Annotated in this window: 19 protein-coding genes; 10 read left to right on the top strand and 9 right to left on the bottom strand. The window is 70.4% G+C overall.

Annotated features, from left to right (window positions below):
* The first annotated feature begins 260 nt into the window (after positions 1–260).
* The gene (locus AB0J58_RS29870) at positions 261–1,466 is read left to right on the top strand and encodes a Cmx/CmrA family chloramphenicol efflux MFS transporter (RefSeq protein ID WP_364221816.1); all 1,206 of its coding nucleotides are present in this window, start codon (positions 261–263) and stop codon (positions 1,464–1,466) included.
* 228 nt (positions 1,467–1,694) lie between these two features.
* On the opposite strand, the gene AB0J58_RS29865 is transcribed toward AB0J58_RS29870, so the two are convergent.
* The gene (locus AB0J58_RS29865; protein WP_364221813.1) at positions 1,695–7,157 is read right to left on the bottom strand and encodes a carboxyl transferase domain-containing protein; all 5,463 of its coding nucleotides are present in this window, start codon (positions 7,155–7,157) and stop codon (positions 1,695–1,697) included.
* A gap of 572 nt (positions 7,158–7,729) precedes the next feature.
* On the opposite strand from AB0J58_RS29865, the gene AB0J58_RS29860 reads away from it, so the two are divergent.
* A complete protein-coding gene (locus tag AB0J58_RS29860; RefSeq protein WP_364221810.1) occupies positions 7,730–8,917 on the top strand; it encodes a helix-turn-helix domain-containing protein in 1,188 nt (395 codons plus the stop codon).
* Here AB0J58_RS29860 and AB0J58_RS29855 read toward each other — a convergent pair.
* From AB0J58_RS29855 to AB0J58_RS29845, 3 genes are all read right to left on the bottom strand, one after another.
* Positions 8,904–9,749: an SGNH/GDSL hydrolase family protein gene (locus AB0J58_RS29855; protein WP_364221807.1), complete on the bottom strand. Its 846-nt coding sequence runs from the start codon at positions 9,747–9,749 to the stop codon at positions 8,904–8,906. The two genes, AB0J58_RS29860 and AB0J58_RS29855, sit on opposite strands and share 14 nt — an antisense overlap.
* Positions 9,746–9,925 (bottom strand): hypothetical protein, encoded by a 180-nt coding sequence (locus tag AB0J58_RS29850; RefSeq protein ID WP_364221804.1) that lies wholly within the window; start codon positions 9,923–9,925, stop codon positions 9,746–9,748. Before AB0J58_RS29850 ends, AB0J58_RS29855 begins: the two co-directional genes overlap by 4 nt.
* 143 nt (positions 9,926–10,068) lie before the next feature.
* Positions 10,069–11,187, bottom strand: a complete 1,119-nt coding sequence (locus AB0J58_RS29845) for an alkaline phosphatase PhoX (protein WP_364221801.1) — start codon at positions 11,185–11,187, stop codon at positions 10,069–10,071.
* Positions 11,188–11,468: 281 nt separating this feature from the next.
* Here AB0J58_RS29845 and AB0J58_RS29840 point away from each other — a divergent pair, with 281 nt between their 5' ends.
* A complete protein-coding gene (locus tag AB0J58_RS29840; protein ID WP_364221798.1) occupies positions 11,469–12,758 on the top strand; it encodes an MFS transporter in 1,290 nt (429 codons plus the stop codon).
* Positions 12,755–14,503 carry a sugar-binding domain-containing protein gene (locus AB0J58_RS29835; RefSeq protein ID WP_364221795.1) on the top strand — a complete coding sequence of 583 codons (1,749 nt, stop codon included), beginning with the start codon at positions 12,755–12,757 and terminating at the stop codon, positions 14,501–14,503. The genes AB0J58_RS29840 and AB0J58_RS29835 overlap by 4 nt, the downstream gene beginning before the upstream one ends.
* 104 nt (positions 14,504–14,607) lie before the next feature.
* Here AB0J58_RS29835 and AB0J58_RS29830 read toward each other — a convergent pair whose 3' ends face one another.
* Positions 14,608–15,591, bottom strand: a complete 984-nt coding sequence (locus AB0J58_RS29830; RefSeq protein WP_364221792.1) for a DUF2804 domain-containing protein — start codon at positions 15,589–15,591, stop codon at positions 14,608–14,610.
* Between the two features lie 306 nt (positions 15,592–15,897).
* Positions 15,898–17,073, bottom strand: coding sequence for a GDSL-type esterase/lipase family protein (locus AB0J58_RS29825; RefSeq protein WP_364221921.1), 1,176 nt, complete (start codon positions 17,071–17,073; stop codon positions 15,898–15,900).
* 122 nt (positions 17,074–17,195) lie between these two features.
* Between AB0J58_RS29825 and AB0J58_RS29820 the strand changes: the two genes are divergently transcribed.
* On the top strand, positions 17,196–18,302 hold the full coding sequence (locus tag AB0J58_RS29820; RefSeq protein WP_364221789.1) for an RNA-guided endonuclease TnpB family protein: 1,107 nt from the start codon (positions 17,196–17,198) through the stop codon (positions 18,300–18,302).
* A gap of 194 nt (positions 18,303–18,496) precedes the next feature.
* Here AB0J58_RS29820 and AB0J58_RS29815 read toward each other — a convergent pair whose 3' ends face one another.
* Entirely contained in the window at positions 18,497–19,066 is a 570-nt protein-coding gene (locus AB0J58_RS29815) for a TetR/AcrR family transcriptional regulator (RefSeq protein WP_364221786.1), read from the bottom strand.
* Between the two features lie 139 nt (positions 19,067–19,205).
* On the opposite strand from AB0J58_RS29815, the gene AB0J58_RS29810 reads away from it, so the two are divergent.
* Complete coding sequence (locus tag AB0J58_RS29810; protein ID WP_364221783.1) at positions 19,206–19,424, top strand: hypothetical protein; 219 nt, start codon at positions 19,206–19,208, stop codon at positions 19,422–19,424.
* Positions 19,425–19,656: 232 nt separating this feature from the next.
* On the opposite strand, the gene AB0J58_RS29805 is transcribed toward AB0J58_RS29810, so the two are convergent.
* Complete coding sequence (locus AB0J58_RS29805) at positions 19,657–20,766, bottom strand: hypothetical protein (RefSeq protein ID WP_364221781.1); 1,110 nt, start codon at positions 20,764–20,766, stop codon at positions 19,657–19,659.
* Positions 20,767–21,451: 685 nt separating this feature from the next.
* On the opposite strand from AB0J58_RS29805, the gene AB0J58_RS29800 reads away from it, so the two are divergent.
* The gene (locus AB0J58_RS29800; protein WP_364221778.1) at positions 21,452–21,634 is read left to right on the top strand and encodes a hypothetical protein; all 183 of its coding nucleotides are present in this window, start codon (positions 21,452–21,454) and stop codon (positions 21,632–21,634) included.
* 94 nt (positions 21,635–21,728) lie between these two features.
* On the opposite strand, the gene AB0J58_RS29795 is transcribed toward AB0J58_RS29800, so the two are convergent.
* The gene (locus AB0J58_RS29795; protein ID WP_364221775.1) at positions 21,729–22,298 is read right to left on the bottom strand and encodes a TetR/AcrR family transcriptional regulator; all 570 of its coding nucleotides are present in this window, start codon (positions 22,296–22,298) and stop codon (positions 21,729–21,731) included.
* A gap of 103 nt (positions 22,299–22,401) precedes the next feature.
* On the opposite strand from AB0J58_RS29795, the gene AB0J58_RS29790 reads away from it, so the two are divergent.
* The 3 genes from AB0J58_RS29790 (at position 22,402) to AB0J58_RS29780 (ending at position 24,391) form a co-directional block, all read left to right on the top strand.
* Positions 22,402–23,328, top strand: a complete 927-nt coding sequence (locus AB0J58_RS29790) for an NmrA family NAD(P)-binding protein (RefSeq protein WP_364221772.1) — start codon at positions 22,402–22,404, stop codon at positions 23,326–23,328.
* A 339-nt stretch (positions 23,329–23,667) separates the two neighbouring features.
* Positions 23,668–24,009, top strand: a complete 342-nt coding sequence (locus AB0J58_RS29785) for a VOC family protein (RefSeq protein ID WP_364221769.1) — start codon at positions 23,668–23,670, stop codon at positions 24,007–24,009.
* A gap of 175 nt (positions 24,010–24,184) precedes the next feature.
* Positions 24,185–24,391 carry a hypothetical protein gene (locus AB0J58_RS29780; protein WP_364221766.1) on the top strand — a complete coding sequence of 69 codons (207 nt, stop codon included), beginning with the start codon at positions 24,185–24,187 and terminating at the stop codon, positions 24,389–24,391.
* Positions 24,392–24,398: the final 7 nt, after the last annotated feature.

Below are 24,398 nucleotides of genomic sequence, written 5' to 3'. Positions count from 1 at the left end.
CCTGTGGTGTCACGCGGCAGCGCCATCGCTGAGGCCGCGTGTCCTTTCGCCGCCGGATCACCGTCTTATGGACTGATTCTTCCCGGTAGTTCCGTCACCTTCGTCGTACCGCTGGTGGCGCCAGGCCGGGTCTCCTTCACACGGTAGGCCCCCGTGTGCCCCGGATGAACGCACGCTTCGTGCGGCCAATTCGGGAGTGCCGGGGTGGTGTCCCGTGTCCTTCGTGATCCCTTTCGACGTGGCTGTGGAGTTCTCTGCTCATGCCCTTTGCCATTTACATCCTCGGACTGGCGGTATTCGCCCAGGGAACGTCCGAGTTCATGTTGTCCGGGCTGGTTCCGGACATCGCCGACGAACTGAATGTGTCCGTCTCGGCCGCCGGCGCGCTGACGTCGGCCTTCGCCGCAGGAATGATCGTCGGCGCTCCGCTGATGGCGGTCCTCAGTCTGCGCTGGCCGCGCCGGCGGGCGCTGCTCGTCTTCCTGGTCGCGTTCATGCTCGTGCATGTCGTCGGCGCGGTCACCACCACCTTCTCCGTGCTCCTGGTGACCCGGGTCCTCGGGGCGCTGGCCAACGCCGGTTTCCTGGCTGTGGGGCTCGCGGCGGCGATCGATATGGTCGCGCCGAACGCCAAGGGGCGGGCGACCTCCATCCTGCTGGGGGGCATCACGCTCGCGTGTGTCGCCGGTGTGCCCGCCGGTGCCGCGCTCGGTCAGGCGTTCGGCTGGCGTGCGGCGTTCTGGGCCGTCGCCCTGATCTCCCTGCCGGCCGTCTTCGCCGTGCTGCGCTCGGTGCCCGACACGGTTCAGGCGACCGGCGACCCGGACGAGGCCCGTCCCCGTGCTCGGCGCGAACTGCGGGCGCTGCGCGGCCCACGACTGCTGGTCGTGCTGCTGCTGGCCGCGCTGGTGAACGCCGCGACCTTCTGCACCTTCACTTATCTGACCCCGCTGGTCGTCGACGTCAGCGGATTCTCCGAGCGCTGGGTGCCGGCGGTGCTGGCGCTGTTCGGTCTCGGATCGTTCGCCGGTGTGACCGTCGGCGGTCGCCTGTCGGACACGCGGCCGATGCGGGTCCTGATTCCGGGCGGGATCGCCCTGCTCGCCGGGTGGGCGCTCTTCACCGCCGTGGCCGGCAGTCCGACCGCCGTCCTCCTGCTCGTCTTCGTCCAGGGGGCCCTCTCGTTCGCCGTCGGTTCGACCTTGATCGCCCAGGTGCTGTACGCGGCGACGCAGGCACCCTCGCTCGGCGGCTCCTTCGCGACCGCGGCCCTCAACGTGGGTGCGGCCGTCGGACCCGCCGTCGGCGGCCTCACCATCGCCGCCGGACTCGGCTACCGCTCGCCGCTGTGGGTCAGTGCCCTGCTGGTGGCGGCGGCGCTCGTCGCAGCGGGCCTCGCCCAGGTGGTACGGCGCCTGCGGAGCACACCGCGTGAGGAGACGCCGGCGTCCCGCACCACGGTGTGACCGCACCACCCGGCGCGCGTCCTCGGCGGTGACGCCGGCGACGGTGGCGAGTGCGTCGGCGGGACAGGGACCCGCGCCGTGTCGGTCGATCACGGCGCGGGTCGCTTGGAAGACGTCGAGGTGGTGGGGTCTACAGCTGCCCGCCGTTCGCGAGGCGCGGAACGCGTCCGCACCGGTGCGGGCCGGCTTGAGAAGCCACGGCGAGGTCCTCGACCAGGTGCCTCACTGTCAGCGCAGGCGGGACTCGATGGCCTCGATGATCCGTGGGCGCAGTTCCGCGGCGCGGATGACGGCGTCGACGGAGCCGACCTCGACCGCGCGCCGGATGTCGTGCACGCGGTCGAACTCCGTGGCCACCTCGCCGAGCTTCTCCGCACGGACCGACGAGCGGAGCTCGTCGAGCTCCGCGGTCAACGCGGCGCGGTCGGCGCCGGAGGCGGCCGTGACGCGGGTCTCCAGGTCCCGTACGCGCGGGTCGGCCGCGGTGCGGGCGTTGACGTCGCCGGAGAACACCACCGCGGCGGCGGGGGCGCCGCCGAGCACCGAGGCGAACGAGCCTTCCAGCGCGAGCACGGTCATGTTCGGGTTCAGCGCCTTCGAGAACACCACGAACGCGCCGCCGTGGTACCGCGAGATCACGCAGAACACGATGGGCCCGCGGAAGTTCACGATCGCGCGGCCGATCTCGGCGCCGTACTCCAGCTGCAGCTTCCGCATCGACTCCGGCGAGCCGTCGAAGCCCGACAGGTTGGCCAGCACCACCAGCGGCCGGTTGCCGCTGGCCGCGTTGATCGCCCGCGCGGCCTTCTTCGACGACTGGGGGAACAGCGTGCCCGCGGTGTAGGTGTCCGGGCCGTCGGTGGGCGGGAAGCCGCGCCGGGGTACCGCCCGTGACTCGATGCCGAGCAGGCAGACCGGCATGCCGCCCAGGTGCACGTCCTGCACCGCTGCGGTCTCCGCGTCGGCCATGCCCGCCCAGCGTTCCAGCACCGGGTGGTCCTGGTCGGAGAGCGCCCGCATCACGGTCCGGATGTCGAACGGCTTCTTGCGGTCCGGGTTGGCCTCGGCGGAGAAGATCTCGCCGACGGTGGTGAAGTCGCTGTCGACCAGGACATGCGGGAAGTCGGAGATGTCACGGTCGACGGGGTCGGTCGTCTTGGCCCGCCGCGGCGTCTCCTCGCCGGGTGCGACGTACGTGTGGTCGTAGTGCGACATCAGCACGTCCCGCGCGGCGGCCAGGTTCGGTGCCCAGTAGTGCGCCTGCCCGTTCGGGCCCATCACCCGGTCGTAGCCGCCGATGCCGAAGTTGTCCTCGGCCGACACGCCACCGGAGAAGTCGAGCGACTGCTTGCCGGTGAGCACCATCGCCGAGTCCGGCGTCATCACCAGGATGCCCTTGGTGTGCATGAGCATCGTGGCCTCGGCGTTCCAGTACGGCTGCGCGCCGACGTTGATGCCCGCGACCACGATGTTGATCTCGCCGCCGTCCTGGGTGAACTCGACGATCCGCTTGAGCGCCGCGGCCACCCAGTCCATGTTCTCCGTGCCCGACTCCATGGAGATCCGGGCGCCGGAGGACAACGCGTACCACTCCAGCGGCACCCGCATCCGCTCGGCCAGGTCCAGCGCGGCGACCACGCGGCGGCACTCCGGCTCCGACAGCGCGCCGAGCGACTTGGTCGGGTCGCCGAGCAGCACGACCCTGGTGAGGCCCTGCGGGTGCCGCCGGGTCGGCGTGGTGACCACGCCCGCGACGATCGCCGCGGTGTTACGCCCCTTCGGCCGGTCGACCGGCACCAGCGCCTGGTCGTCGCCGAGGTCGTGTTCGACGAAGTCGCCGAGCAGGCCGGTCAGCTCGTACGGGTACACCGTGTTGCGGCTGCTCGCGCGCAGCACCTTCTGCCGGTAGTCGTCGAGCGGCTCGACCAGCTCGTCCGACGGCTCGCCGACGGTCAGTTCGGTGCCGCCGGTGGCGTCGAAGGAGATGCGCACGGCGATCTTGGCCAGCTCGCCGGTCTTCCGGTCGCGCTGCCGCGCGATGAACAGGATCTCCTCCAGCCCGGCGCCCGCGGTCGTCGGCAGCACGCGTCCGGCGATCATCTCCAGCTCCGCGCGGGTGATGTCGCTCGGCGGCCAGATGTAGAGCACGATCCGGTTGGTGTTGAAGCGTTTCTTCGACGGTCGCCGGGACTGCGCGCGGCGGATCGAGTCGAGGCAGGTGGCGACGGTGTCCTCGGCCGTCGGCAGTGCGACCAGCCTGCCGTCGTGCTCGCGCAGCTCGGTCAGGTCACGCACCTGGGCGAACGCGACGAGGCGGTCGTCCGACGGGTTCTCCCGCGCCACGCACTGGAAGAGGTAGACCTCCTCGTCCGACGACGACAGCCGGGTGAGGTCGAACTTGCTCAGCCGCTCCAGCTGCATCCGCTGCGCGATGTACGGATGCAGGCCACGGATCAGCCGCTCCTCGGCCATCCCGGTGGTCGACGGGCGGAACGTGAAGTGGTGGTGCATCACCGCGCCGCCGCTGCCCGCGACGGTGGTGGTGAGCCTGCGGACCTGGTCCGGCAGCGGGTGCGCGCTGACGACCTCGTGCAGCGCGGCGGCCATCGCGTCGGAGTCCTCCGGCTGGTTCTCCCAGGCGAGATAGATGTCGGCATCGATGGCGTTCTCGTCGCCCGCCAGCTCGGCGAGCCCGCGCAGCGCGCCGCCCAGCGCTTCGAAGCTCACCGCGGAGGAGACCACGCACGAGCCCGCGCGTTCGGCGACCACGAACGTGCAGCCCGCGACCTCGCCGGTGCGGACGCCGGTGAGACCCTTGTTGCCGTAGTACCGCCGGGTCAGTACCTCCAGCATGACCGCGTTGTCCAGGTCGTCGCGGACAAGCCGCTGGCCGAGCAGCCGCACCAGCGGCTCGGTGCTGCGCACCATCTCGGCGATGCGCGTCGCGCGGTCCGGCGCGTCCGGGTACGCGTCCAGGTGGCGCAGGTGCTTGCGGACGTTCGCATAGACACGGGCGCGGTTGCGGCGCAGCAGCGGCTGGGCGAACCAGGCGAACACCACGCCGCGCGCGAGGTCGGAGACCACCGGGAAGCGGACCTGTGTCGCGGCGACCAGCCGCTCCAGCGCGAGACCGGCGGGCTCGCGCAGCGTCTCGTCCGGCGGCGGCTCCCGCAGCCACGCGCGCAGCAGCGTCGCGACGACCGCGGCGTCGGCGGACACGCGCTGCTGGGCGAGGAAGATCCGGAAGACCGCGGCTTCGAGCTCGGGGGCGCGCTCCAGCTCGGTGACACCGTAGTGCCCGAGCGCCTTGGCGAGCTTGGCCTGGAACGCCTCCGGCAGCCTGGCCCGCTCGACGTCGAGGCTCTGCAGGTAGGTGTGGAAGTACTCGCGGGCGCTGTACACGTGGCCGTCACCGCCGCCGTCCTCGCCCGCCGGCCGGTTACGGCTCAGCTCGGCGAGGTCGGCGAACACGTCGATGAGTTCGAGCTCCTCGGCCAGTGGCCGGTGGCCGTCCTCGATGGCCGCCCGGCGCGCGGCGAGGTAGTCGTCGAGCACCCGGCGTTCGTCGTGCGGGTCGACGTCGAAGCCCAGCAGCAGGCTGCGCAGGTCCTCTTGGCCGCGTGTGGTGCGCTCCCGCACCGGGATCCTCCCGGGTGTGGCGGGCAGGTCCAGCTCGACGGAGCCGGTGGCCGAGGTGTTCTCGGCTTCGGCGTCGTCGTCGGCGAGCGGCTCCAGCCACAGTAGCGGTGCACCGGTCTCCACCTGGCTGCCCACGGACACGACGCATTCCTTCAGGCGCGCCTTGAACGGCGCCCGCAGCACCGTCTCCATCTTCATGCTCTCCAGCACCAGCACCGGTGCGCCCGCCTCGACCTCGGCGCCGACCTTCAGCGGCGTGGCGACGACCAGCGCGGGCGCGGGCGAGCGGACGACGCCGCCCTCGTCGCGGCTGACCCGGTGCGTCACGCCGTCCACCTCGACCAGGTGGATCGGCCCGTGCGTGTCGGTGAGCAGGCGGTACCGGGTGCCGTTGACGACGATCCGCCCGGTGTGCCGGTCGAAGCGGTCGAGTTCGACGTCGGCGGTGCGGACGTCGCCACCCGCTTCGACGCCGACGCGGAACCGATGCGCGCCGACCCGCGCGACACGCACGCGGTAGCCGACGCCACGAAGTTTGAGGTCCAGTGGCCGGCCGCTCTCGTGCTGCACCTGCGGGCGTCCGCCGAACGCCGTCGACAGCAGCCGCTGCCGTTCGACGCGCTCCTCCTCCTCGTACGCCTCGATGGCGGCGGCCGCCAGCGCGACGGCGGAGTGCCGGTGCGAGACGAGCCTGCCCTCGCCGCGGACGCGGTCGATCCAGCCGGTGTCCGCGCTGGCGTCGATCACCTCGGGCTGGTCGAGCAGGTCGAGCACGAAGCTCTTGTTCGTCGCGCCGCCCTCGATGATCACCGTGGTCTGCGCCATCGCCCGGCGCAGCCTGCCGAGCGCCTCGTCGCGGTCGCGGCCGTAGGCGATGATCTTCGCGATCATCGAGTCGAAGTCGGCGGGGATGGTGTCGCCCTCGCTGACGCCGGTGTCCACGCGGATGCCCGGCCCGGCGGGCAGGTCCAGCCGTGCGATGCGGCCCGGTGAGGGTGCGAAGTCGCGGTCGGGGTCTTCGGCGTTGAGCCGGGCCTCGACGGCGTGCCCGCGCTCCACCGGCGGCTCGCCTTCGAGCCTGCCGCCGGACGCCACCCGCAGTTGCGCCCTGACCAGGTCGAACCCGGTGGTGGACTCGGTGATCGGGTGCTCGACCTGCAGGCGGGTGTTGACCTCGAGGAACGCGAACATCTTGTCGCCGGGGTGGTAGAGGAACTCGACGGTCGCCGCGCCGCGGTAGCCGACCGCGACGGCCAGCCTTTCGGCCGACGCCTTGAGCTCGGCCGTCTGCACGGGGCCGAGCACCGGCGACGCAGACTCCTCGATGACCTTCTGGTTGCGCCGCTGCACCGAGCAGTCGCGGACGCCGAGCGCCCACGCTGTGTCGCCGTCGGCGATCACCTGGACCTCGACGTGCCGGGCACCGGTGACCAGGCGCTCCAGGAACACGATGCCGCTGCCGAACGCCCGCGCGGCCTCCTGGCTGGTGCGCTCGTAGGCGTCGGCGAGCTCGGCCTCGTTCGTGATCACGCGGATGCCGCGCCCGCCGCCGCCCGCGGTCGCCTTCAGCATCAGCGGGTAGCCGATCTCGGCCGCCGCCGCCAGGGCGGCGTCCAGGCTCTCGACCGCGCCGCGACTCCACGGCGCGACCGGCACGCCGACCTCCTCGGCGATCAGCTTCGCGCCGATCTTGTCGCCGAGCTTGCGCATGGCCTCCGCGCTCGGTCCGACGAAGGTGACTCCGATCTTCTCGCACAGCTCCGCGAACGCCGGGTCCTCTGCGACGAAGCCCCAGCCCACCCACGCGGCGTCGGCCCCGGTCTCCACCAACGCGCGCTCCAGCACCTTCAGATCGAGGTACGGGCGCGCGGACGCGGGACCGAGATCGTAGGACAGGTCCGCTTCGCGGACGAAGGTGGCCGTGCGGTCGACGTCGGTGTGCAGGGCGACGGTCTCGACCCGTGTCCCGCTCTCCGCGGCGATGTCCCGTACGGCATGGATGAGCCGCATGGCGGCCTCACCACGATTGACGATGGCGACACGACTGAACACCCGACCGAGCCCTCCTGTAGATCAACGATGTGCGCGCCGTGACACGGCGGCCCCCAGCAGTGTTCACCCTTCCGTCTACCAACTGGCGGCGCCATGTCGCAGACAACGCACACTACGCGGCTCCAGTTGTGGAAAACGACCAAAAGCCGTCGGCCGCCCACGCCTGACCAAGGCGTGTGCGAACGGAGTAACGGCATGCTTTGCCGAATTTCGACTGTGACGCGAAGCGGGCTCGATGCGGATGCCAGTGCATGCCGGCTGAGCAGCGAGTCATTCTTCCACCCCCGGCTCGGATCTGTCTTCTCCCAGGCTCGCCCGCTCGGCGCCGGCGAGGCCGATGGCCCCCCGCCTGCTCGGTCTGCTGCTCCGGTTGCTCCTCGGAGAACATCTTCTCTGACAACGCACCACCTCACCGCCCATTCCCGCGTGGGTGACGAACGCGTCGGCCTGTTCCGGAACCGTCGGCCGAGGTGCCCAGGAGTGCACCCCGACGTTGGCCGGGATGTCGCCGGGCACTTCCCACTTCGGAGCAATGGTGAGATATCACAACCTGGTGTGAGACAGTGTCAGACGTGCTCATCCTGGCTGGATGTCCCGTGCACGAGCTGCTGGAACGCCAGGCGACCAGCCTGGCCAGGCAGCTTGTGCGTGTCTTCGTGGAAGAGATCCCCATCTACCGGAGGCTGCCCAGGGAGGAGCTCGACGGCGACATCACCAGGATCACCGAGCACAACCTGCGGATGATCTGCGAGATGTTCCGCCACAGGCGCCCGCCCGCCTCCGCCGAACTGGCCCCGCTACGTGCCTCCGCCGCGCGCCGCGCCCAGGAACGGGTACCGCTCGAGGCTCTGCTGGCCGCCTACCACCTGGGCACCCGCTGGATCTGGGACCGCCTGATCGCCACCGCCACGCCGGCCGACTTCGCCGCGGTGATCGACCTGAACCGCCTCGTCCTCATCTACACCGAGGCGGTGACCTCCGCGGTGTGCGCCGCCTACCTGCAGGAGCGCGAGGGCATGCTCTGCCGGGAGCAGCACGCCATGCACGCCGCGGCCTCCGCGTTGCTCGGCGGCGATCACACGGCCCTGGCCGCGATACGGCTGGCACCCGGCTACCTGGTCATGGCGATCACGGTGGGGGAACACCCCGATGAGAAGCAGGACGAGCCCGGCAGATCGATCGCCGGGCGGCGCAAGCTGGCCAGGATCAGGGCCGCCGTGCAGTGTCACGCCACCGAGCAGGTTCTGTCCGTGCTCGATGCGACGGGCGGGCTCGTGCTGCTCCCGTACGGCGACGAGGTGCCGATGGTGACCGAGGTCGTCGAGGCGATGTCCAGGGCGGCGGGGGTGCCGATCTGGGCGGCGGCCGAGCAGGCGACGCCCGCCGAGGTCCCGGCCGCCGCGGGAGTGGCCGAGGAGGTGCTGGAGGTGGCGCGGATCTTCGGGCACCCGCCGGGCGCCTACCGGCTGGCCGACGTACTGCTGGAGTACCAGCTCACCCGGCCGAGCCGGGCCACCTCCAGGCTCGCGGGCCTGCTCGACCCGCTGCTGAACAACCCCGACCTGCTGCGGACGCTCAAGGTCTATCTGGAGACCGGGCTCGACCGCCGCCGCACGGCCGAGCTGTTGCACGTGCACCCGAACACCGTCGACTACCGGTTGCGGCGGGCGGTGAGCCTGACCGGGCTCGACCCGGCCAAGCCGGCGCAGCTCCAGCAGATCGGAGCCGCGCTGGCGGCCAGGAGGCTCACGCCCCGTTGACGGCGGCGATCACCGCGTCCGCGAAGCCGCGCATGCCACGCGCGTTGGGGTGGAAAGGCGCGGCCGGCGAGGCGGGGACGTAGGGCTCGATCCACCGCGTTCCCGCCGAGGTGCACGGGTCGTGGCCCTTGCTCGGTGTCTGCAGGTCGATGAAGGCGACGCCCGCTGCCGCCGCCTGCTCCGCCACCGCCTGGTTGAAGTACTGCAGGGTGGCGCGGATGTAGTTGGCGTCCTGCTTGATGATCGGTACCCGGGGGTAGCAGCCGTTGGGCGGGGCGTAGGTCCCATAGCCCACCACGAAGATCCTGGCCTGCGGTGAGCGGGCCCGGATGTCGGAGACCAAAGCGGTCAGCTTCGGCCGCAGTGCGTCGGTCTTGACCCGCCAGGTGTCCTGCCCGTTCTCGATGTAGTCGTCGTTGCAGGCGTCGCCGACGGGCGGCGGCAGCAGGTTCAGACAGTCCTCGATGAACCCGGTCAGGCCCACGTCGTTGGCGCCGATCTGCACGGTGACCAGCGTGGTGTCCTGGCTGAGCGCGTTCAGCTGCGGCGGCACCGAGCCAAGATCGGTGCCCTGTGCGGTGTACATGTCCTTGGTCTTGGCGCCCGAGCAGGTGACGTCGCGGAACGTGGCGGCCCCGATGGCCTGCGCGGTGAGGTGGGCGTAGTTACGGTCGGAGCGCCAGCACCCGAGGTCGGGTAACACCTGGTTGGGTACCAACGGCCCTGAGGCGGCCGAGTCCCCCAGGGCCACGTACACCTCACCGGCCGAGGCGCGGGCGGCGGGGGTGACGGCGACCACCAGGACGATCGCGGCGATCACTGATCGGATCATGCTGAACTCCTTTCGAAGGGCATCGGCTCTGTCGTGCGAGATCTGAGCGGGAACCCGGCTGCCGCCGCGGTGGGGAACATCAGCACGCCGTAGGCGACGGCCGGCGGCAGGTCGAAGAGGACCACCAGGCCGGAGCAGGTCGCGGGCGGCACCAGGATCTGGCGGCCGGGCGCCACGGCGGTGGCCTTCGGACAGACGACGGATGGACGACGACACGGCGGCAGCCGGAGATCGTCGGGCTCGGCCCGAGGCCGAACATGATGATCGCCAACGCGATGGGCAGGAGGGTTCCGGCAAGAGCCATGGGGGGTTTTGAGGGTCAGCGACGGAAGGGGCCGGTGATCTCGTAGGTGATGCCGCCCGTCCCCGCCCGTTCGCCGCTGGTGCCGCGTTGGGAGGAGAAGTACAGGCGGGTGCCGTCGGGGGAGAAGGCGGGGCCGGTGATCTCGGACTCGCCCTGGCCGTCGAGCCGTACGATCGGCGCGACCACCCGGTCCGGGGTGATGATGTTGATCTCCATGTTGCCGCCGTCCTCGGCGACGTAGAGGTCACCGCCCCGGGTGCCGGTGATGTTGTCGATGCCGGTGAGCGTGCCGGTGCTGTCATAGATCGCGGTTATCGTCTGGCGGCCGGTCTCGTAGGCCCACACCGTGCGGTCGCCCTTGGCGGTGAAGTAGCAGACGCCGTCCGCGTAGTGGCAGCCCTCGCCGCCGTCGAAGTGCCTGGCGGCGCCCACCTGATGCCTGGTCTGCCTCTGCAGGACGCCGGGTGTCGGATCGGGTACCGGCCGCCAGAGGTCGTCGGTGCAGAAGACCTCGAGACGGCCGCTGGACAGCTCGCCCCAGACGTTGGGAACGAAGCGGTAGAAACAGCCGTCGTCCTCGTCCTCGGTCAGGTAGACGACCCGGTGATCGGGGTCGCAGGCGGCGGCCTCGTGTTTGAACCTGCCCATCGCCGGGCGCTGCTGGGCACCGCGCACGCCGTAGGGATCGGTCTCGTAGACCTTGCCGCGGAAGATCTCCTCACAGGACAGCCAGGTGTTCCACGGCGTGCCCCCGCCCGCGCAGTTGAGGTTGGTGCCCGACAGGATCCGGTAGGCCCGCTCGATCGAACCGTCGGCCCTGAACCTGATCGCCGAAGCGCCTCCGACCAGCGGAACCTCCGAGTTGGACACGTAGATCCAGCCGGTGCCGTCGGCGAAGCAGGCGCCGCCGTCCGGGGCCGGATGCCAGAGGGTGCCGCCGACGAGGTGGCCCGACCTGGCCACCACCCTGCTGCCGAACCCGGCCGGCAGTGCGACGCCGTTGCCGTCGGGCTCACCGAGCGGACCGTACGGGCTCTCGCCCGCGACCACCGAGGAGGCGAGCGCGGCGTTCTGCCACAGGGTGCCGGACAGGGCGACGGCCGAGAGGGACACGATGAAGGTGCGACGCTGCATGGGGGACTCCGGTGATCGCCTACAGGTCTCCCACAAACCATGGGCTGGCAGCGCTCTTCTGGGAATTGGAGGGGGCGGTAAACCTGAGTGGTCAAACCTTGTGACACGTCACAGTCAGCTGAACGCGCGGATCGGGCTCCGGGCCCGGTCGCCGCCGGTGCGCGGCCCTGCCGCGCTCTTCGCCGGCTTTCCCGTGCGGCAAGGCGGGATTGCGTTTTCGTGGCATCAACGGACGCGAAATCTGTCCCAAATAGCGACAAAACCCCCTGTAGTCTCTCGCCGTGACCACAGAGATCACCGCCGGGCTGGGCGGACGTTCGTGGGCGGCTCTGATCGTGCTCGGCTTCGCCGGGCAGGTGGCATGGACCGTCGAGAACATGTACCTGAATGTGTTCCTCTACGACACCGTGAGCGACGATCCCGGCGCCATCGCCACCATGGTCGCCGCCAGCGCGGCGACCGCGACGGTGGCCACCCTGCTGGTCGGCGCGCTCTCCGACCGGGTGGGGCGCCGCCGCTCCTTCATCGCCGCCGGATACGTGCTGTGGGGGCTGGCCACGGCGGCCTTCGGCTTCGTCACCGTCGACGCGGTCGCGGCCGTCGCCCCGGCGGCCGGAGCCGTCGCGGCCACGGTGGCCGCGGTCATCGCGCTGGACTGCGTGATGTCGTTCCTCGGCGCCGGGGCGAACGACGCGGCCTTCCAGGCGTGGGTGACCGACGTGACCCGCCCGGCGAACCGGGGCCGGGTGGAGTCAGTGCTGGCGATCATGCCGCTGGTGTCGATGCTGGCCGTCTTCGGCGGGTTCGACTCGCTGACCCGCGCGGGGGAGTGGCGGCTGTTCTTCGTGCTCATCGGGGCGATCATCGTCGTGGTCGGAGCCGTCTCCTGGGTGCTCGTGCGCGACCGCCCGGACCCGGTGCGCCAGGAGGGCGCCTACCTGGCCTCACTCGTACACGGGCTGCGGCCGAGTGCGATACGGGCCAACCCCGTCCTCTACCTGGCCCTGGCCGCGTGGACGATCTGGGGGGTCTCCACCCGGGTCTTCCTGCCCTACCTGATCATCTACCTGCAGCGATACCTGAACATCGAGGGGTACGCGATCGTCCTGGCCGTGGTGCTGACCGGCTCCTCGGTGATCAGCGTCGCCTGCGGGCCGCTCATCGACCGGGTGGGCAAGGTGCGCTTCCTGCCGCCCGCCATCGCCGTGTACGGCACGGGCCTGCTGCTGATGTCCGTCGCGACCGGGATGATCCCGGTGATCGCCGCCGGGCTCGTCATGATGTCCGGGTTCATGCTGGTGCTCGCGCCCATCGCGGCGATCGTCCGCGACCACTCGCCGCCGGACCGCGCCGGTCACGTCCAGGGACTGCGGATGGTCTTCGCGATTCTCATCCCCATGATCGTCGGCCCCTTCCTGGGCGCCGCCGTGATCGAGGGGGCCGACGTCTACTACGAGGAGCTCGGGGTGCTCAAACAAGTCCCCTCACCGGCCATCTTCCTGGCCGCCACGGCCGTGGTGGCGTTCATGGCCGTACCGGTGCTGGCGCTGCGCCGCAGGGGGACCGCATGACCCTGCTGACCCGCTGGGGCGCGGCCCTCGACCCCGAGGCCGTGCTGCCGGAGTACCCCAGGCCGCAGCTCGTCCGCGACAGCTACCTCAACCTCAACGGCCGCTGGCGGTACGCCGTCTCCCCGGCCGAACCCGAGGCCCTCGACGACTACGACGGCTACGACGGCGACATCGTCGTGCCGTTCTCCCCCGAGGCTCCGCTGTCCGGCGTCGGGCGGCAGCTCCTGCCCGGGCAGACGCTGTGGTACCGGCGCGCGCTCACCCTGCCCGACCACTTCGCCGTCCCGGGCGGGCGGGTGCTGCTGCACTTCGGCGCGGTCGACCAGACCTGCCGGGTGCTGCTCAACGGGGTCGAGGTGGGCACGCACACCGGCGGCTACCTGCCGTTCGCCTGCGACATCACCGACGCCCTGCGCGAGGGCCCCAACACGCTGGTCGTGGCCGTGCGGGACGACTCCGACACCGGGCAGCACTCGCGCGGCAAGCAGAAGCTGCGCCGGGGCGGCATCTGGTACACCGCCCAGTCGGGCATCTGGCAGACCGTGTGGGCCGAGTGCGTGCCCGCCGTACACGTGGAGCGGCTCACGCTCGTCCCGCACCTGGACGCCTCGTGCGTCGAGGTGACGGTGCACGCCGCCTCGGGACGGGCCGCCGTCGAGATCCTCGCCGACGGCGAGGTGGTCGCGTCCGCCGAGGCGGACGCGGGCGTGCCGGTGCGGATCCCGATCCCGGAAGTCCGCCCGTGGAGTCCCGAGGACCCGTACCTGTACGACGTGTCGGTGCGTCTCGGGGCCGACAGCGTACGCGGCTACGTCGGCGTGCGCTCCTTCGGCGTCGGGTGCGACGCGGACGGTGTGCCCAGGCTGCTGCTCAACGGACGACCCTACTTCCACGCCGGAGTCCTGGACCAGGGCTACTGGCCCGACGGCCTGTACACGCCGCCCTCCGACGAGGCCATGGTCTGCGACATCGAGACCATGAAGCGGCTCGGCTTCAACATGCTGCGCAAGCACATCAAGATCGAACCGATGCGCTGGTACCACCACTGCGACCGGCTCGGCATGCTCGTCTGGCAGGACATGGTGAACGGCGGCGGCCGCTATCACCCGCTGGTGATCACCGCGCCGGTGCTGACACCGCTGCGCCTCGACGACCGTCGCCACCGGTGGTTCGGGCGCGGCGACGCCGAGGGCCGCGAGCGGTTCGCAGCCGAGCTGCGGGAGACCGTCGAGCTGCTGCGCAACGTGGTGAGCCTGGCCGTGTGGGTGCCGTTCAACGAGGGCTGGGGCCAGTTCGACGCGGCGGGCGCCGCCAGGGAGCTCGCCGAGCTCGACCCCACCCGGACGGTCGACCACGCGAGCGGGTGGCACGACCAGGGCGCGGGCGACCTGCGGAGCCTGCACGTGTACTTCCGCCGTTTCCGCCCGCCGGCCGGGCGCGACGGGCGGGCGCTGGTGCTGTCGGAGTACGGCGGCTACTCGCTGCGCGTCGAGGGCCACACCTTCAACGACCGCGAGTTCGGCTACCGCAGATGCCGTACGGCGGCGCAGCTCGGCGGGGCGTTCGCCCGGCTGCACTACCGGCAGATCGTGCCCGCCGTGCCACGCGGCCTGAGCGCGACCGTCTACACCCAGCTCTCCGACGTCGAGGACGAGCTGAACGGCCTGCTCACCTACGACCGCGAGGTGCTCAAACTCCCCGCCGAACTGGTGCGGACCGTCAACGGGAGGCTCCGGCTGGGCTGACCTCCGCCGGAGCCGGACGGCCGCCCCGGCCGGTCCCATCGGGCGAAAGCCCCCGGCCGGGCCCGTCCCCCGCCGGCGCCGGGCGGGCGGCATGGCCGCGGTCCTCACCAGCGCTGGCGTGCCTCCTCGGCCCAGCCGACCAGGCCGTCGAGGTCGACCCATTCGCCCTCGTCGGTCCGGGCGCGACCGGAGAAGTGGCCGAAGCACTGGTGGGTCTCGCTGCCCACCACACCCAGCTCGGTGCGTGAGATCTTCTCGTGGAACGGGTGGAAGACCACCTCCACCCCGGGACCGGTCATCCGCCAGGGCCGCATCCAGTCGCGCCGGTCGTACACCCAGGCCAGCTCATCGCCGATCTTGTGCATCCGCCCGCCGACGAACAGCGCGTTCTCCGTCGAGCGGGTGCCGTCGGTCCACTTGCCGCCGAGCTGGATCGCCCGCCCCGGCGCGCTGCCCGCCGCCCAGTTCCAGGTGATCGAGTACGGCCAGCGGCCCCGTCCGTGGTCGAGCACCGCGAAGGAGGTCGCCTCGTCGAGGACGTGGCTGCTCTCCCCGACGGTCAGCGTGCCGCGCACCGGCCTGCCGACGTCCTTGACCGTGTACTGGAACCTCCGGGCGCTCCACGGGACGACCACGCCGAGCGACTCGTGCCCCTCCGGCAGCGGCACCTCCACGTCGAGCAGCACCCCGGGCACGGCGGCCCGCAGCGAGGTGGCCTCGGGGCGCTGGTCGATGTCGATGCGCAGGCCCGGACCCCGTACCGACGCCCGGCCCGCACCGCTGCGATCCGGCAGCACCGCGCCGCGCGCCAGCGGCACGACCACGTCCTTGGTGATCTCCACACCGGTCGCGCGGTCGAGCACGTAGACGCCGTGCACACCCGCGTAGTCGAGCGACGAGGCCACCAGTCCGACGATGTGGCCGGGGGTGACGACGCCCCAGTACTCCCAGCGTTTGGTCCTGCCCCAGCCGCGCAGGTTCGCGCGGTGCAGCGGGCGCCTGCTCCAGCCGACCGCGTCGGGGTTGAGGCGCCCGTCGGGCAGGCACAGGTCGACGGGGGCGGTGATCTCCCGCTCGTGGGTCGGCATAGCCAGAGGGTAGTGGCGCACGGCCGGGATCCCCACCCCGGGTGGGCGTACGCCGCTACGGAACGGGATCGCGAGGCACCCGGGCACCACCGGTGCGGCCTTCCGCCGGAGGGTCGTCGTGAGGCTCGGTGCACCACCGGGGCGGCGTTGCCGCTCCCGGCGGACCGTGATCACGCGTTCCTCGGCGTCTCGCACCTCCCGCGCCCAGGCCCCGGCGGAGCGGATCTCTCAGCACAGCCGGGGGAGTGGCCACCATGGTGCTCACGGCGCGGCAGGGCGACACGGCTCCGTAGTGATCACCTCTGGTCAGCCGGTCCTGGTGGCGAACGGGCCGCCGGTGCCGAACACGAGCCGCGCGAAGTTCTCGCCGATGCGACGGTGCCCCGCGGGGTCAGGGTGGACCTCGTCGGGCAGCGGCAGTTCGGCGTAGTCCGTCTCGCCGTAAAGGTCGCGGCCGTCGAGGTAGTGCAGGTTCGGGTCGTCAGCCGTCCGCTGTTCGACGATCCGGGCGAGTTCGTCGCGGATGACGTTGAGCGTCAGGCGTCCGGCGACGCGTTCGGCCGGGTCGCCCGTGGCCTTGAACCGCAAGCTACCGCCGTCGAAGTCGGGCGCGAGGGGGCCGGGGGTGTCCTCCTGGACCGGGCACAGGATGGAGGACACGACCAGCAGCGGCGTGGTCGGATGCCCCTCGCGGATGGTGTCGAGGAAACCGTGGGCCGCAGGGGTGAAGGCGCGCAGGCGCATCACGTCGGCGTTGACGACATTGATGCCGATCTTGACGCTGATCAGGTCCGCGGGGGTGTCCCGCATCGCGCGGGCGGTGAACGGGTCGAGCAGCGCGCTGCCGCCGAATCCCAGGTTGACCAGCTCCACTCCGCCCTGGGCGGCGGCCAGGGCCGGCCAGATGGCGGTCGGGCTGGTGGCGTTCGAGCCGTGGCTGATGGAACTGCCGTGGTGCAGCCACACCCTGCGCCCGCTGTCCGGTGCCGACTCGACCGGGGCGTCGGTGCGCAGGGCGATCAGCTCGGTGATCTCCGTATGCGGGAGCCAGATCTCGACGTCCTTGTCACGGGCGGGCAGATCGGTGAACCGGGCGGTGCCGTGAGGCCCTTCACGCAGTTCGACGGACTGGGTGGTCATGTCGATCGTGCGGACCTTGCCGCCGGTCACCGTGGCCTGGGCGGCGAGACGGCCGTCGACCAGCAGGTCGTATACGCCGTCCGCCGGGGCGGGGAGACCTCGGTAGGCCCTCTTGGTGGGCAGTGCGTCCAGTTCGATGATGGTGGCCCGGGTGCGAAAGGCCAGCCGCACGCCGGACGACTGGGCCTCGGCCACGGCCAGTTGGTCGTCAGGGATCTGCCGACGAGCCCGAGCGGGCAGCCGGTGCGGCAACAGGCCGTGCGCCGTGCGTTCCACGTCGAGGACGCCGCGCAGCATGTCCGCGGTGACGGGTGTGATGATCCAGTCGTGCTCGGTGTTCATCATGCCTCCTTGAGCGTGGAAACCTGGCCCTTCGGGGCCGGGAGGAAACGCGGCACGGCGCCGCGCGGATGTGAATCGAACGCGTGTTCGCAGTTAACTGATCTGGCGGTATTATGTGAGGCGTGACGCAGATCGTGAAGCGGGCGTTCAAGTTCCGCTTCCACCCGACCCCCGAACAAGCTTCCGAGCTTGCCCGGACGTTCGGCTGCGCCCGCCTTGTCTACAACAAAGCCCTCGAACACCGCACCCGCGCCTACACCCAAGAAGGCCGGAAGATCTCCTACGTGGAGTCGTCGGCGGCACTGACGGCGCGGAAGAAGACCGACGATCTCGCGTTCTTGAACGAGGTGTCGTCGGTACCGCTCCAGCAGGTGCTCCGCCACTTGCAGGCGGCATTCACGAACTTCTTCGCCAAGCGCGCGAAGTACCCGACGTTCAAGTCCCGCAAGAAGTCCCGGGCGAGCGCTGAGTACACCCGTAGCGCCTTCCGATGGAAGAACGGTCAGATCACCCTCGCGAAGATGAACGGTCCGCTGAACGTCGTGTGGTCGCGTCCCCTGCCTGAAGGGGCGGAGCCGTCCACCGTGACCGTGTCGAAGGACGCGGCGGGCCGCTGGTTCGTGTCGATCCTCTGCGAAGACGCCATTCGACCGCTGGAGCCGACGACCAGCGCGGTCGGGGTGGACGCGGGTACCACAGCGTTGGCGACGCTCTCCACCGGGGAGAAGATCGTCAACCCCGGACATGAGCGGGCCGACCGCCGCAAGCTCGCCAAAGCTCAGCGCAACCTCTCCCGCAAGGAGAAGGGGTCGGCGAACCGGCGGAAGGCGAAACTCGTGGTCGCCCGCGTGTATGCCCGCATCACCGACCGTCGCCGAGACCATCTGCACAAGTTCACCACTCGTCTCGTCCGTGAGAACCAAACGGTCGTGATCGAAGACCTCACCGTGCGCAACATGGTCAAGAACCACAAGCTGGCGCGTGCCATCTCGGATGCCTCCTGGCGGGAGATGCGCGGCATGCTGGAGTACAAAGCACAGTGGTATGGGCGGGAACTCCTGGTTGTGGACCGATGGTTCCCCTCCTCGAAACTGTGCTCGGCGTGCGGCACCTTGCACGACAAGATGCCGCTGGGTGTCCGACAGTGGGTGTGCGGGTGCGGCACGACCCATGACCGGGACGTCAACGCTGCGAAGAACATTCTCGCCGCCGGGCTGGCGGAGAGGTAAAAAGCCTGTGGAGCCGGTGTGAGACCTCAACGAGAGTCCTCTCGGGCGGGCAACCGGCGATGAAGCAGGAACTCTCACGGGTGACCGTGGGAATCCCCTCTCTTCAAGGAGGGGAGGAGGTCAATGCCCCAGCCTGTTGATCAAGATTTCCGGATTGTTCGGATGCGCCGATGTGCGCTGCGGCCCTCTGATGGTCAGGGTGCGGTCCGGTTCCGCAGCAGAGCGTCGAGGGAATCCACGATCCAGGACCAGGACTCCTGCGGATCGACCGCGGTATGGCTGAAGCCTCCGCCCATCTCCAGACTGACGTAACCGTGGAAGACGCTGCCCAGCATCCGGACCGCGTGCGTCTGGTCCGGCTCCGTCAGGTCGTAGCCGCGCAGGATCGCCCGCGTCATCTGTGCGTGCCTGACGCCGGCGCTGGCGGCCGCCGTCTTGGGGGCGAGCCTGAGCCGGGCGGCGGTGTAGCGGCCGGGGTGCTCCCGGGCGTAGTCGCGATAGACGTTCGCGAAGGCGGCCAGGGCGTCCTTGCCGGCGCGCCCGGCCAGAGCGGAGGCGACCCGGTCGGCGAGTTCCTCCAGGGCGAACAGGGCGATCCTGGTCTTGAGGTCCTGGGAGTTCTTCAGGTGCGAGTACAGACTCGCGACCTTGACGTCGAACCGCCGGGCGAGCGCCGAGACGGTCACCTGGTCGAAGCCGACCTCGTCGGCCAGTTCCGCCCCCGCCCGGGTCAGACGCTCCGCGGTCAGTCCCGCTCGAACCATGGCCTTCCTCCCTTTCGGCGACATGTATTATGCATTTGCCTAATAGTTTTAGGCAAATCAGTCTGATGTTTAGGAGGCCGCCGACCGGCAAGGGGGCTGCACCGGGATCGGGCGGGCCGTCCGCTCCGCGGAGCCGATAGTGATCACCGCCGCTCCGAGGGAGGCGTCGAGTGGACTGGTCGGCGAGGCCGAGGAGTGCGACTTCGCGTTCACCGACCTGGTGATGCCGGTGCCCGAACCGCGGGAACGCGGTGACGGGCCGGGGGGCGGAGGGGGCGTGCTCTACCGGGCGGTACCGGTCGCGGTGAGCGCGCGCGGTGGCCGATGGAAGCGCGGTTCGAAGAATCACGGCAATTAAGGGATTCACCTGAAGTAACAGGGTGATCACTGATAGACACTTTGCTGGAGGTCGGTCGCTGCGGCAGAACCGCCCCCATCCGAGGGGAAGGGGCAAGATCCTGATCATCGGCCTGGGCCGCTTCGAGCCTGCCTGTGTCCTCGCGATGGACCTCGACGTCGCTCTCACCGTCTCACCGTGTCGCTTTCCGGTGGCCGGGGTGATGGGCGGCACCGGTGGCCTTCAGGCCGCCTCAAGTGAACTCCGCGGGAGGATCGCCGGCCGGCGAGGGCGGCTCCGTGGCGGGTTCTTGTTCTTCGATCAGGCCGATGGGCAGCGCGCCCTCGGCGTTCCACGGGGGCTGGGTGAGCTGTTCGGAGGCGCCGTCGAACTCTGCGGCGGCCTCGGGGTGGCCGTTGTCGGCCGCGCGGCTGAACAGACTCGCGGCCGCCCAGTCCTCGTCCTTGGCCCGGTGGATCCTCGCGAGGCGATAGGCGGCCTCGGCGTGGCCGTGGTCGCTGGCCAGCCGGTAGAGGAACATCGCGACGCTGAGCTTGTTCGGATCCGAGCACTGGTAGCGGTGGCCGTAGTGGTAGGCGAGTTCGGCGGCCACCTGCAGGCGATCGGGGTCGTCGAACAGGCCCGGCGCGGCGGGGTGACCGGCGTCGCCTGCTTGGCGCAGCCACTGGCGTGCCTCTTGGGGCCAGCCTTTCAGCAGTGCGATGACGGCCAGGCGCATGCAGTCGTCTCCGTTGCCGGCCTCGCTGCGGTTCAGCAGGCGGGTACCGGTCCTGCCGTAGATCCGCAACAACCGCTGCCGGGCCGCAGGGAGCGGCGCGAACACGATCGTGGTGCTCGACCGGTGCGGTGCTCTGCCGCTCGTTGGCCGCGCCGGGGGCGCCGGTGTGGACGGCGCCTGCTCGGCTTCGGGCCGTTGTGCGGGTGAGGGCGAGGCCGCGAACACGGCGGGGGCCGGTCCCGCCGACGGCGTGGTGAGGGCGGGCGTGGCAGGTTCGGTGGGCACGGCCGGCGGATCGGACCGGGCATCGTGGGCGGCCCGCCAGCTTTGATACCAGGTCTGGGTGTCGCCCATGGCCTGCACGTCCAGGCCGGTCTGCTTGGCGGCAGTCGTGCAGGCGGCCACGAAGGACGCCACCCACGCCCAGGCCGGGGCGCGTTTGCGTTTGCCGGTCAAGATGTCGTGGGTGGTGCTCGGTGCCAGCCCCCTGCCCTCGTTGTTCTCTGGAATGCGCATCGACAGCGTGTGCAGCCGAGACAGCGGCGGGGAGCCAGCCAGGCCGCGCAGCTCGTTGAGCTGATCGACGAAGGCGCATAGCGCCGCAACACGATGTTGTTCAGCCATCGCCCTTAGCCGGAAATGAGTGATCCGTGATCTACAAGTAGTAGCGGGAGTCATATTGGCACTAACCGACGGTCAAGCTGAGGGAGATCGCATATTCCGCTTCGTCCGGGATTAACCAGACGTTGACCTGCGGTTACGCAACCCGGATGAGTCCGGATGAGTCCGGATAGGGTCGGCTCAGATCGGAGTGATCCGGACGGGTCCGGATGAAACCGGATGAAATCGGATAGATTCGGGCCGCCCTGAAGGACGCCGAAAATCCTGCCCGCCAGGTCGGGGCAAAGGGATATCGGCGTCGAGAACGTAAATATTTCTCACCTTGCAAAAGGGTATTTATCCGGTCTCTTCCGGACATGTTTGAATCGGTAGCGGCCAAGATGGCGGCACCTTCATCGTTGATCGCACCCCAGTGCCGACGATGAAGGAGGAAGCCCATGGCGCACGCCCCGGCCGCTTCGCCTGCCTTTCTCCGCGTCACCGGCACCCGGCCGGGCTCCCCACCCCCACCGTGGGTTCACGACGACGACCAGCTGTTGACCTTGCTGGTGACCGCGTGGGCCTTGACCACCGGACGTATTCCGCCCCACTGCCCGAGCGATGAGCTCACCGAGACCGAGCTCATCGCGTTCTGGGCCGATGACCAGACCGCCGGGTCCCCGGCGACGCCACCTCAGGAGCGACCCCGATGTTCTCCGTACCCGTACTTCTCACCTTGACCACCACCACGCTGGTGACGACCATCGCCTGCGCGCTCACCCTGGCCGCCGGCGCCGCCTGGCCCACCGCCCTGCTCAGTGGCGGCGCCGCCGGCGCCGCCACCATGAGCCTGCTCGTCCGCCTGCTCGACAACCACCGCGACAGGAAATGAGCGGCCACCTCGAACCGGGCTGCTGACGTGCCGCCGGGCGGCGCGGCCTGCGGCCACCCCGCAAGCTCAGCAGTCGTCCGGTTCTCCCCTCCGCTCACCCCTGAGGAGGGCTGACTCCCACCACGGTCAGGCCGAGTAGCCGGTCTGCCTCGGCGGCGGGGTCGGGGTGGTGTTCCGTGGCCAGGGCGATGCCGGTGACCAGGGTGAGCAGGTCGGCGATGGTCACGCCCGGTGTCAGCGTGCCGTCGTCTGCGGCGCGGCGCACCAGTGGCTCGCCCGCCTCGGTGAGCTGCGCCGAACAGCAGTTCTCGTGCGCCACGTCGGGGCCGGCCGCTCGGTCGCGGGTCAGTGCGACGGCCAGCCCCCGGATGGTCGCGGCGTCCGCGATGACGGCGCTCAGCCACTCCAGCAGCGCCGCCCGGGTGTCGGCCCTGCCGGTCAGGTCGCGGGCGTGGGCGCACAGGCTCTCGACCCGTTCACGGAAGACCGCCTTCAGCAGTGCGTGGCGGCTGGGAAAGTGCCGGCGCACGGTGGCGGATCCGACTCCCGCGGTGCGGGCGATCTGCTCCATGGACGCGTCGGCGCCGTGCGCGGCGATCGCCTCCTCGGCCACGGCGAGCAGGCGTACGTAGTTGCGCTGGGCGTCCGCGCGTTGGGCGGGCATGGCGTCACCTCACATTTGCTAAGTGGCGGGGTCCGCCGTATCTTACCGAAGCATAAACGGCGGGGTCCGCCGTTTAATGAACGCCTACCTCAGGAGAGGCCTCATGTCCACCGATCCCGCACCCGTCCTGGTCACCGGCGCCACCGGACAGCAGGGGGGCGCCACCGCCCGCGCCCTGCTCGCGACCGGCGTCCCCGTCCGCGCGCTGGTTCGCGACCCCACGACCGACCGAGCCGGGGCGGTCGAAGCCCTCGGCGCCGAACTGGTCACCGGCGACCTTCGGGACCGTGACTCCCTGATCAGGGCCGCGACGGGAGTCCGGGCCGTTTTCTCGGTGCAGATGCCCGTGATCAAGGGAGCCGCCATCGACTTCGACGGCGAGCTGACCCAGGCCGTCAACCTGATCGAAGGCGCGCTGGCCGCCGGCGTGCCGCAGTTCGTGCACACGTCCGTCTCCGGCGCCGGGCAGCACACCGAGACTCCTGGCTGGGCCGAAGGCCGCTGGGCGCCCCTGGAGCCCTACTACACCACCAAGACCGAGATCCAGGACCGGGTCCGCAAGGCGGGCTTCACGCACTGGACGCTCATCAAGCCGGGCTGCTTCATGGAGAACTTCCTCCCGTCCGCGGCCTACCTGATTCCCCGCGGCGTCGAAGGCGGCCTGGCGACCGTGCTGAAGCCCGGCACCCGGCTCTCCCTCATCGCGGTCGACGACATCGGCAAGGCGGCCGCCGCAGCCGTCGCCGCACCGCAGCGGTTCGACGGCGTCGAGCTGGAGCTGGCCGGCGACCACCTGACGATGACGGAGATCGCCGAGGTCCTCTCCCGGGTGCTGGACACCGAACTGACCGCGCCCGACATGACCGAGGAGGAGGCGATCGCCGCAGGAATGCCGGCGTGGGCGGGCATCTCCCACGAACACATGAACGTGGCCGGGCAGCCCGCCCGCCCGGAGTACGCGCGGGCCCTCGGCATCCCGCTCACGTCCTTCGAGGAATGGGCACACGAACACCTACGGGCCACAGCCTGACACTGCCTGGGGACACTCGCCCTGTTCACTCCTCACCCGGGCCGCGCAAAGGGCACCTGCCCCGGCCGGGACGTTGACGACCGCCGACACCGGCCGGCTCCTCGGCGGGGTCCGGCCTCTCGCGGGGGTGTCGGGCTGTCGGTGACGAAGCTGTCACCCAGGTACACGCGACCGTGTTGAACCTGGTGACGGCTCTTCCCCGCCGGTGCTACCCCCGACCGCGGGCGGCTCCACCCTGATCCGGCGGGCCATGTCAGCCGAGCTGGGCGTATGCGACGATGCGGGCACAGCTGAAGCTGCACGGCCACGGAAACCAGCCGAAGTCCATATGATCGCGGCATGGCCCTCGACTTGTTCGCAGGAATTCCGGTCACCGAGTACGCGGCAGCCCTGAAGTGGTATGAACGGTTGCTGGGCTCTCCGCCCACGTTCGTCGCGAGCGACACGGAGGCCGTATGGGAGCTCGCAGAACATCGGTTCGTGTTCATCGAGCAGCGGCCCGAGCGTGCCGGCTACGCCATGCACACGATTTTCGTCGACGACCTCGACGCGTTCGTCGCGCAGATCGCCGAGCGGGGACTCGCCCCCGCCGAGCGGGAGACCTACTCCAACGGCGTGCGTAAGACCACCTACCGTGATCCCGACGGGAACGAGATCGGGTTCGGCGGCGCTCCCGTGTGACCGGCCCGGGCTGGTGTGACACCCGGTCATCGCTGCGTGAGCCGGGATGACGCGGTTCAGCCGATGCGATCTCGTGACGGGGTGCGACCCAACGGGATCAGCCGCTCATGATCATGCCTGTGTGGCGAGGACAAGATCATGAGCGGCTGCCGAACTCGTCGTGGAGGACCGGCGGGTGCGGTGGCGCGACGGCCTCGACAACGGCATCGACAACGGCATCGACACCGTGTACCTGGCCTACATCCGTGCCGGTGCAGGCCACGCGCTGGTCGCCGCGGGGCGGGCGGGCCCCGCGCGCCCGACCCGGCCGCCCGGACGGATGCCCAAGAACAAAACCCGCACCGAATCCAAAAAAAGCGCGAAGCGCTGGGGGCGGGAGTAGATTTGGT

The organism is Streptosporangium sp. NPDC049644, from assembly GCF_040675205.1.
GTDB classification, from domain to species: domain Bacteria; phylum Actinomycetota; class Actinomycetes; order Streptosporangiales; family Streptosporangiaceae; genus Streptosporangium; species Streptosporangium fukuiense.
The sequence above is the reverse complement of the archived record's forward strand: the minus strand, read 5'-3'. Positions and strand labels throughout refer to the sequence as shown.

Coding starts and splice junctions, on each gene's coding strand:
- AB0J58_RS29870 (WP_364221816.1), top strand. CDS start 261: ATGCCCTTTGCCATTTACATCCTCGGACTGGCGGTATTCGCCCAGGGA.
- AB0J58_RS29855 (WP_364221807.1), bottom strand. CDS start 9,749: ATGATCCGATCAGTGATCGCCGCGATCGTCCTGGTGGTCGCCGTCACC.
- AB0J58_RS29845 (WP_364221801.1), bottom strand. CDS start 11,187: ATGCAGCGTCGCACCTTCATCGTGTCCCTCTCGGCCGTCGCCCTGTCC.
- AB0J58_RS29835 (WP_364221795.1), top strand. CDS start 12,755: ATGACCCTGCTGACCCGCTGGGGCGCGGCCCTCGACCCCGAGGCCGTG.
- AB0J58_RS29830 (WP_364221792.1), bottom strand. CDS start 15,591: ATGCCGACCCACGAGCGGGAGATCACCGCCCCCGTCGACCTGTGCCTG.
- AB0J58_RS29825 (WP_364221921.1), bottom strand. CDS start 17,073: ATGAACACCGAGCACGACTGGATCATCACACCCGTCACCGCGGACATG.
- AB0J58_RS29815 (WP_364221786.1), bottom strand. CDS start 19,066: ATGGTTCGAGCGGGACTGACCGCGGAGCGTCTGACCCGGGCGGGGGCG.
- AB0J58_RS29805 (WP_364221781.1), bottom strand. CDS start 20,766: ATGGCTGAACAACATCGTGTTGCGGCGCTATGCGCCTTCGTCGATCAG.
- AB0J58_RS29800 (WP_364221778.1), top strand. CDS start 21,452: ATGTTCTCCGTACCCGTACTTCTCACCTTGACCACCACCACGCTGGTG.
- AB0J58_RS29795 (WP_364221775.1), bottom strand. CDS start 22,298: ATGCCCGCCCAACGCGCGGACGCCCAGCGCAACTACGTACGCCTGCTC.
- AB0J58_RS29790 (WP_364221772.1), top strand. CDS start 22,402: ATGTCCACCGATCCCGCACCCGTCCTGGTCACCGGCGCCACCGGACAG.
- AB0J58_RS29785 (WP_364221769.1), top strand. CDS start 23,668: ATGGCCCTCGACTTGTTCGCAGGAATTCCGGTCACCGAGTACGCGGCA.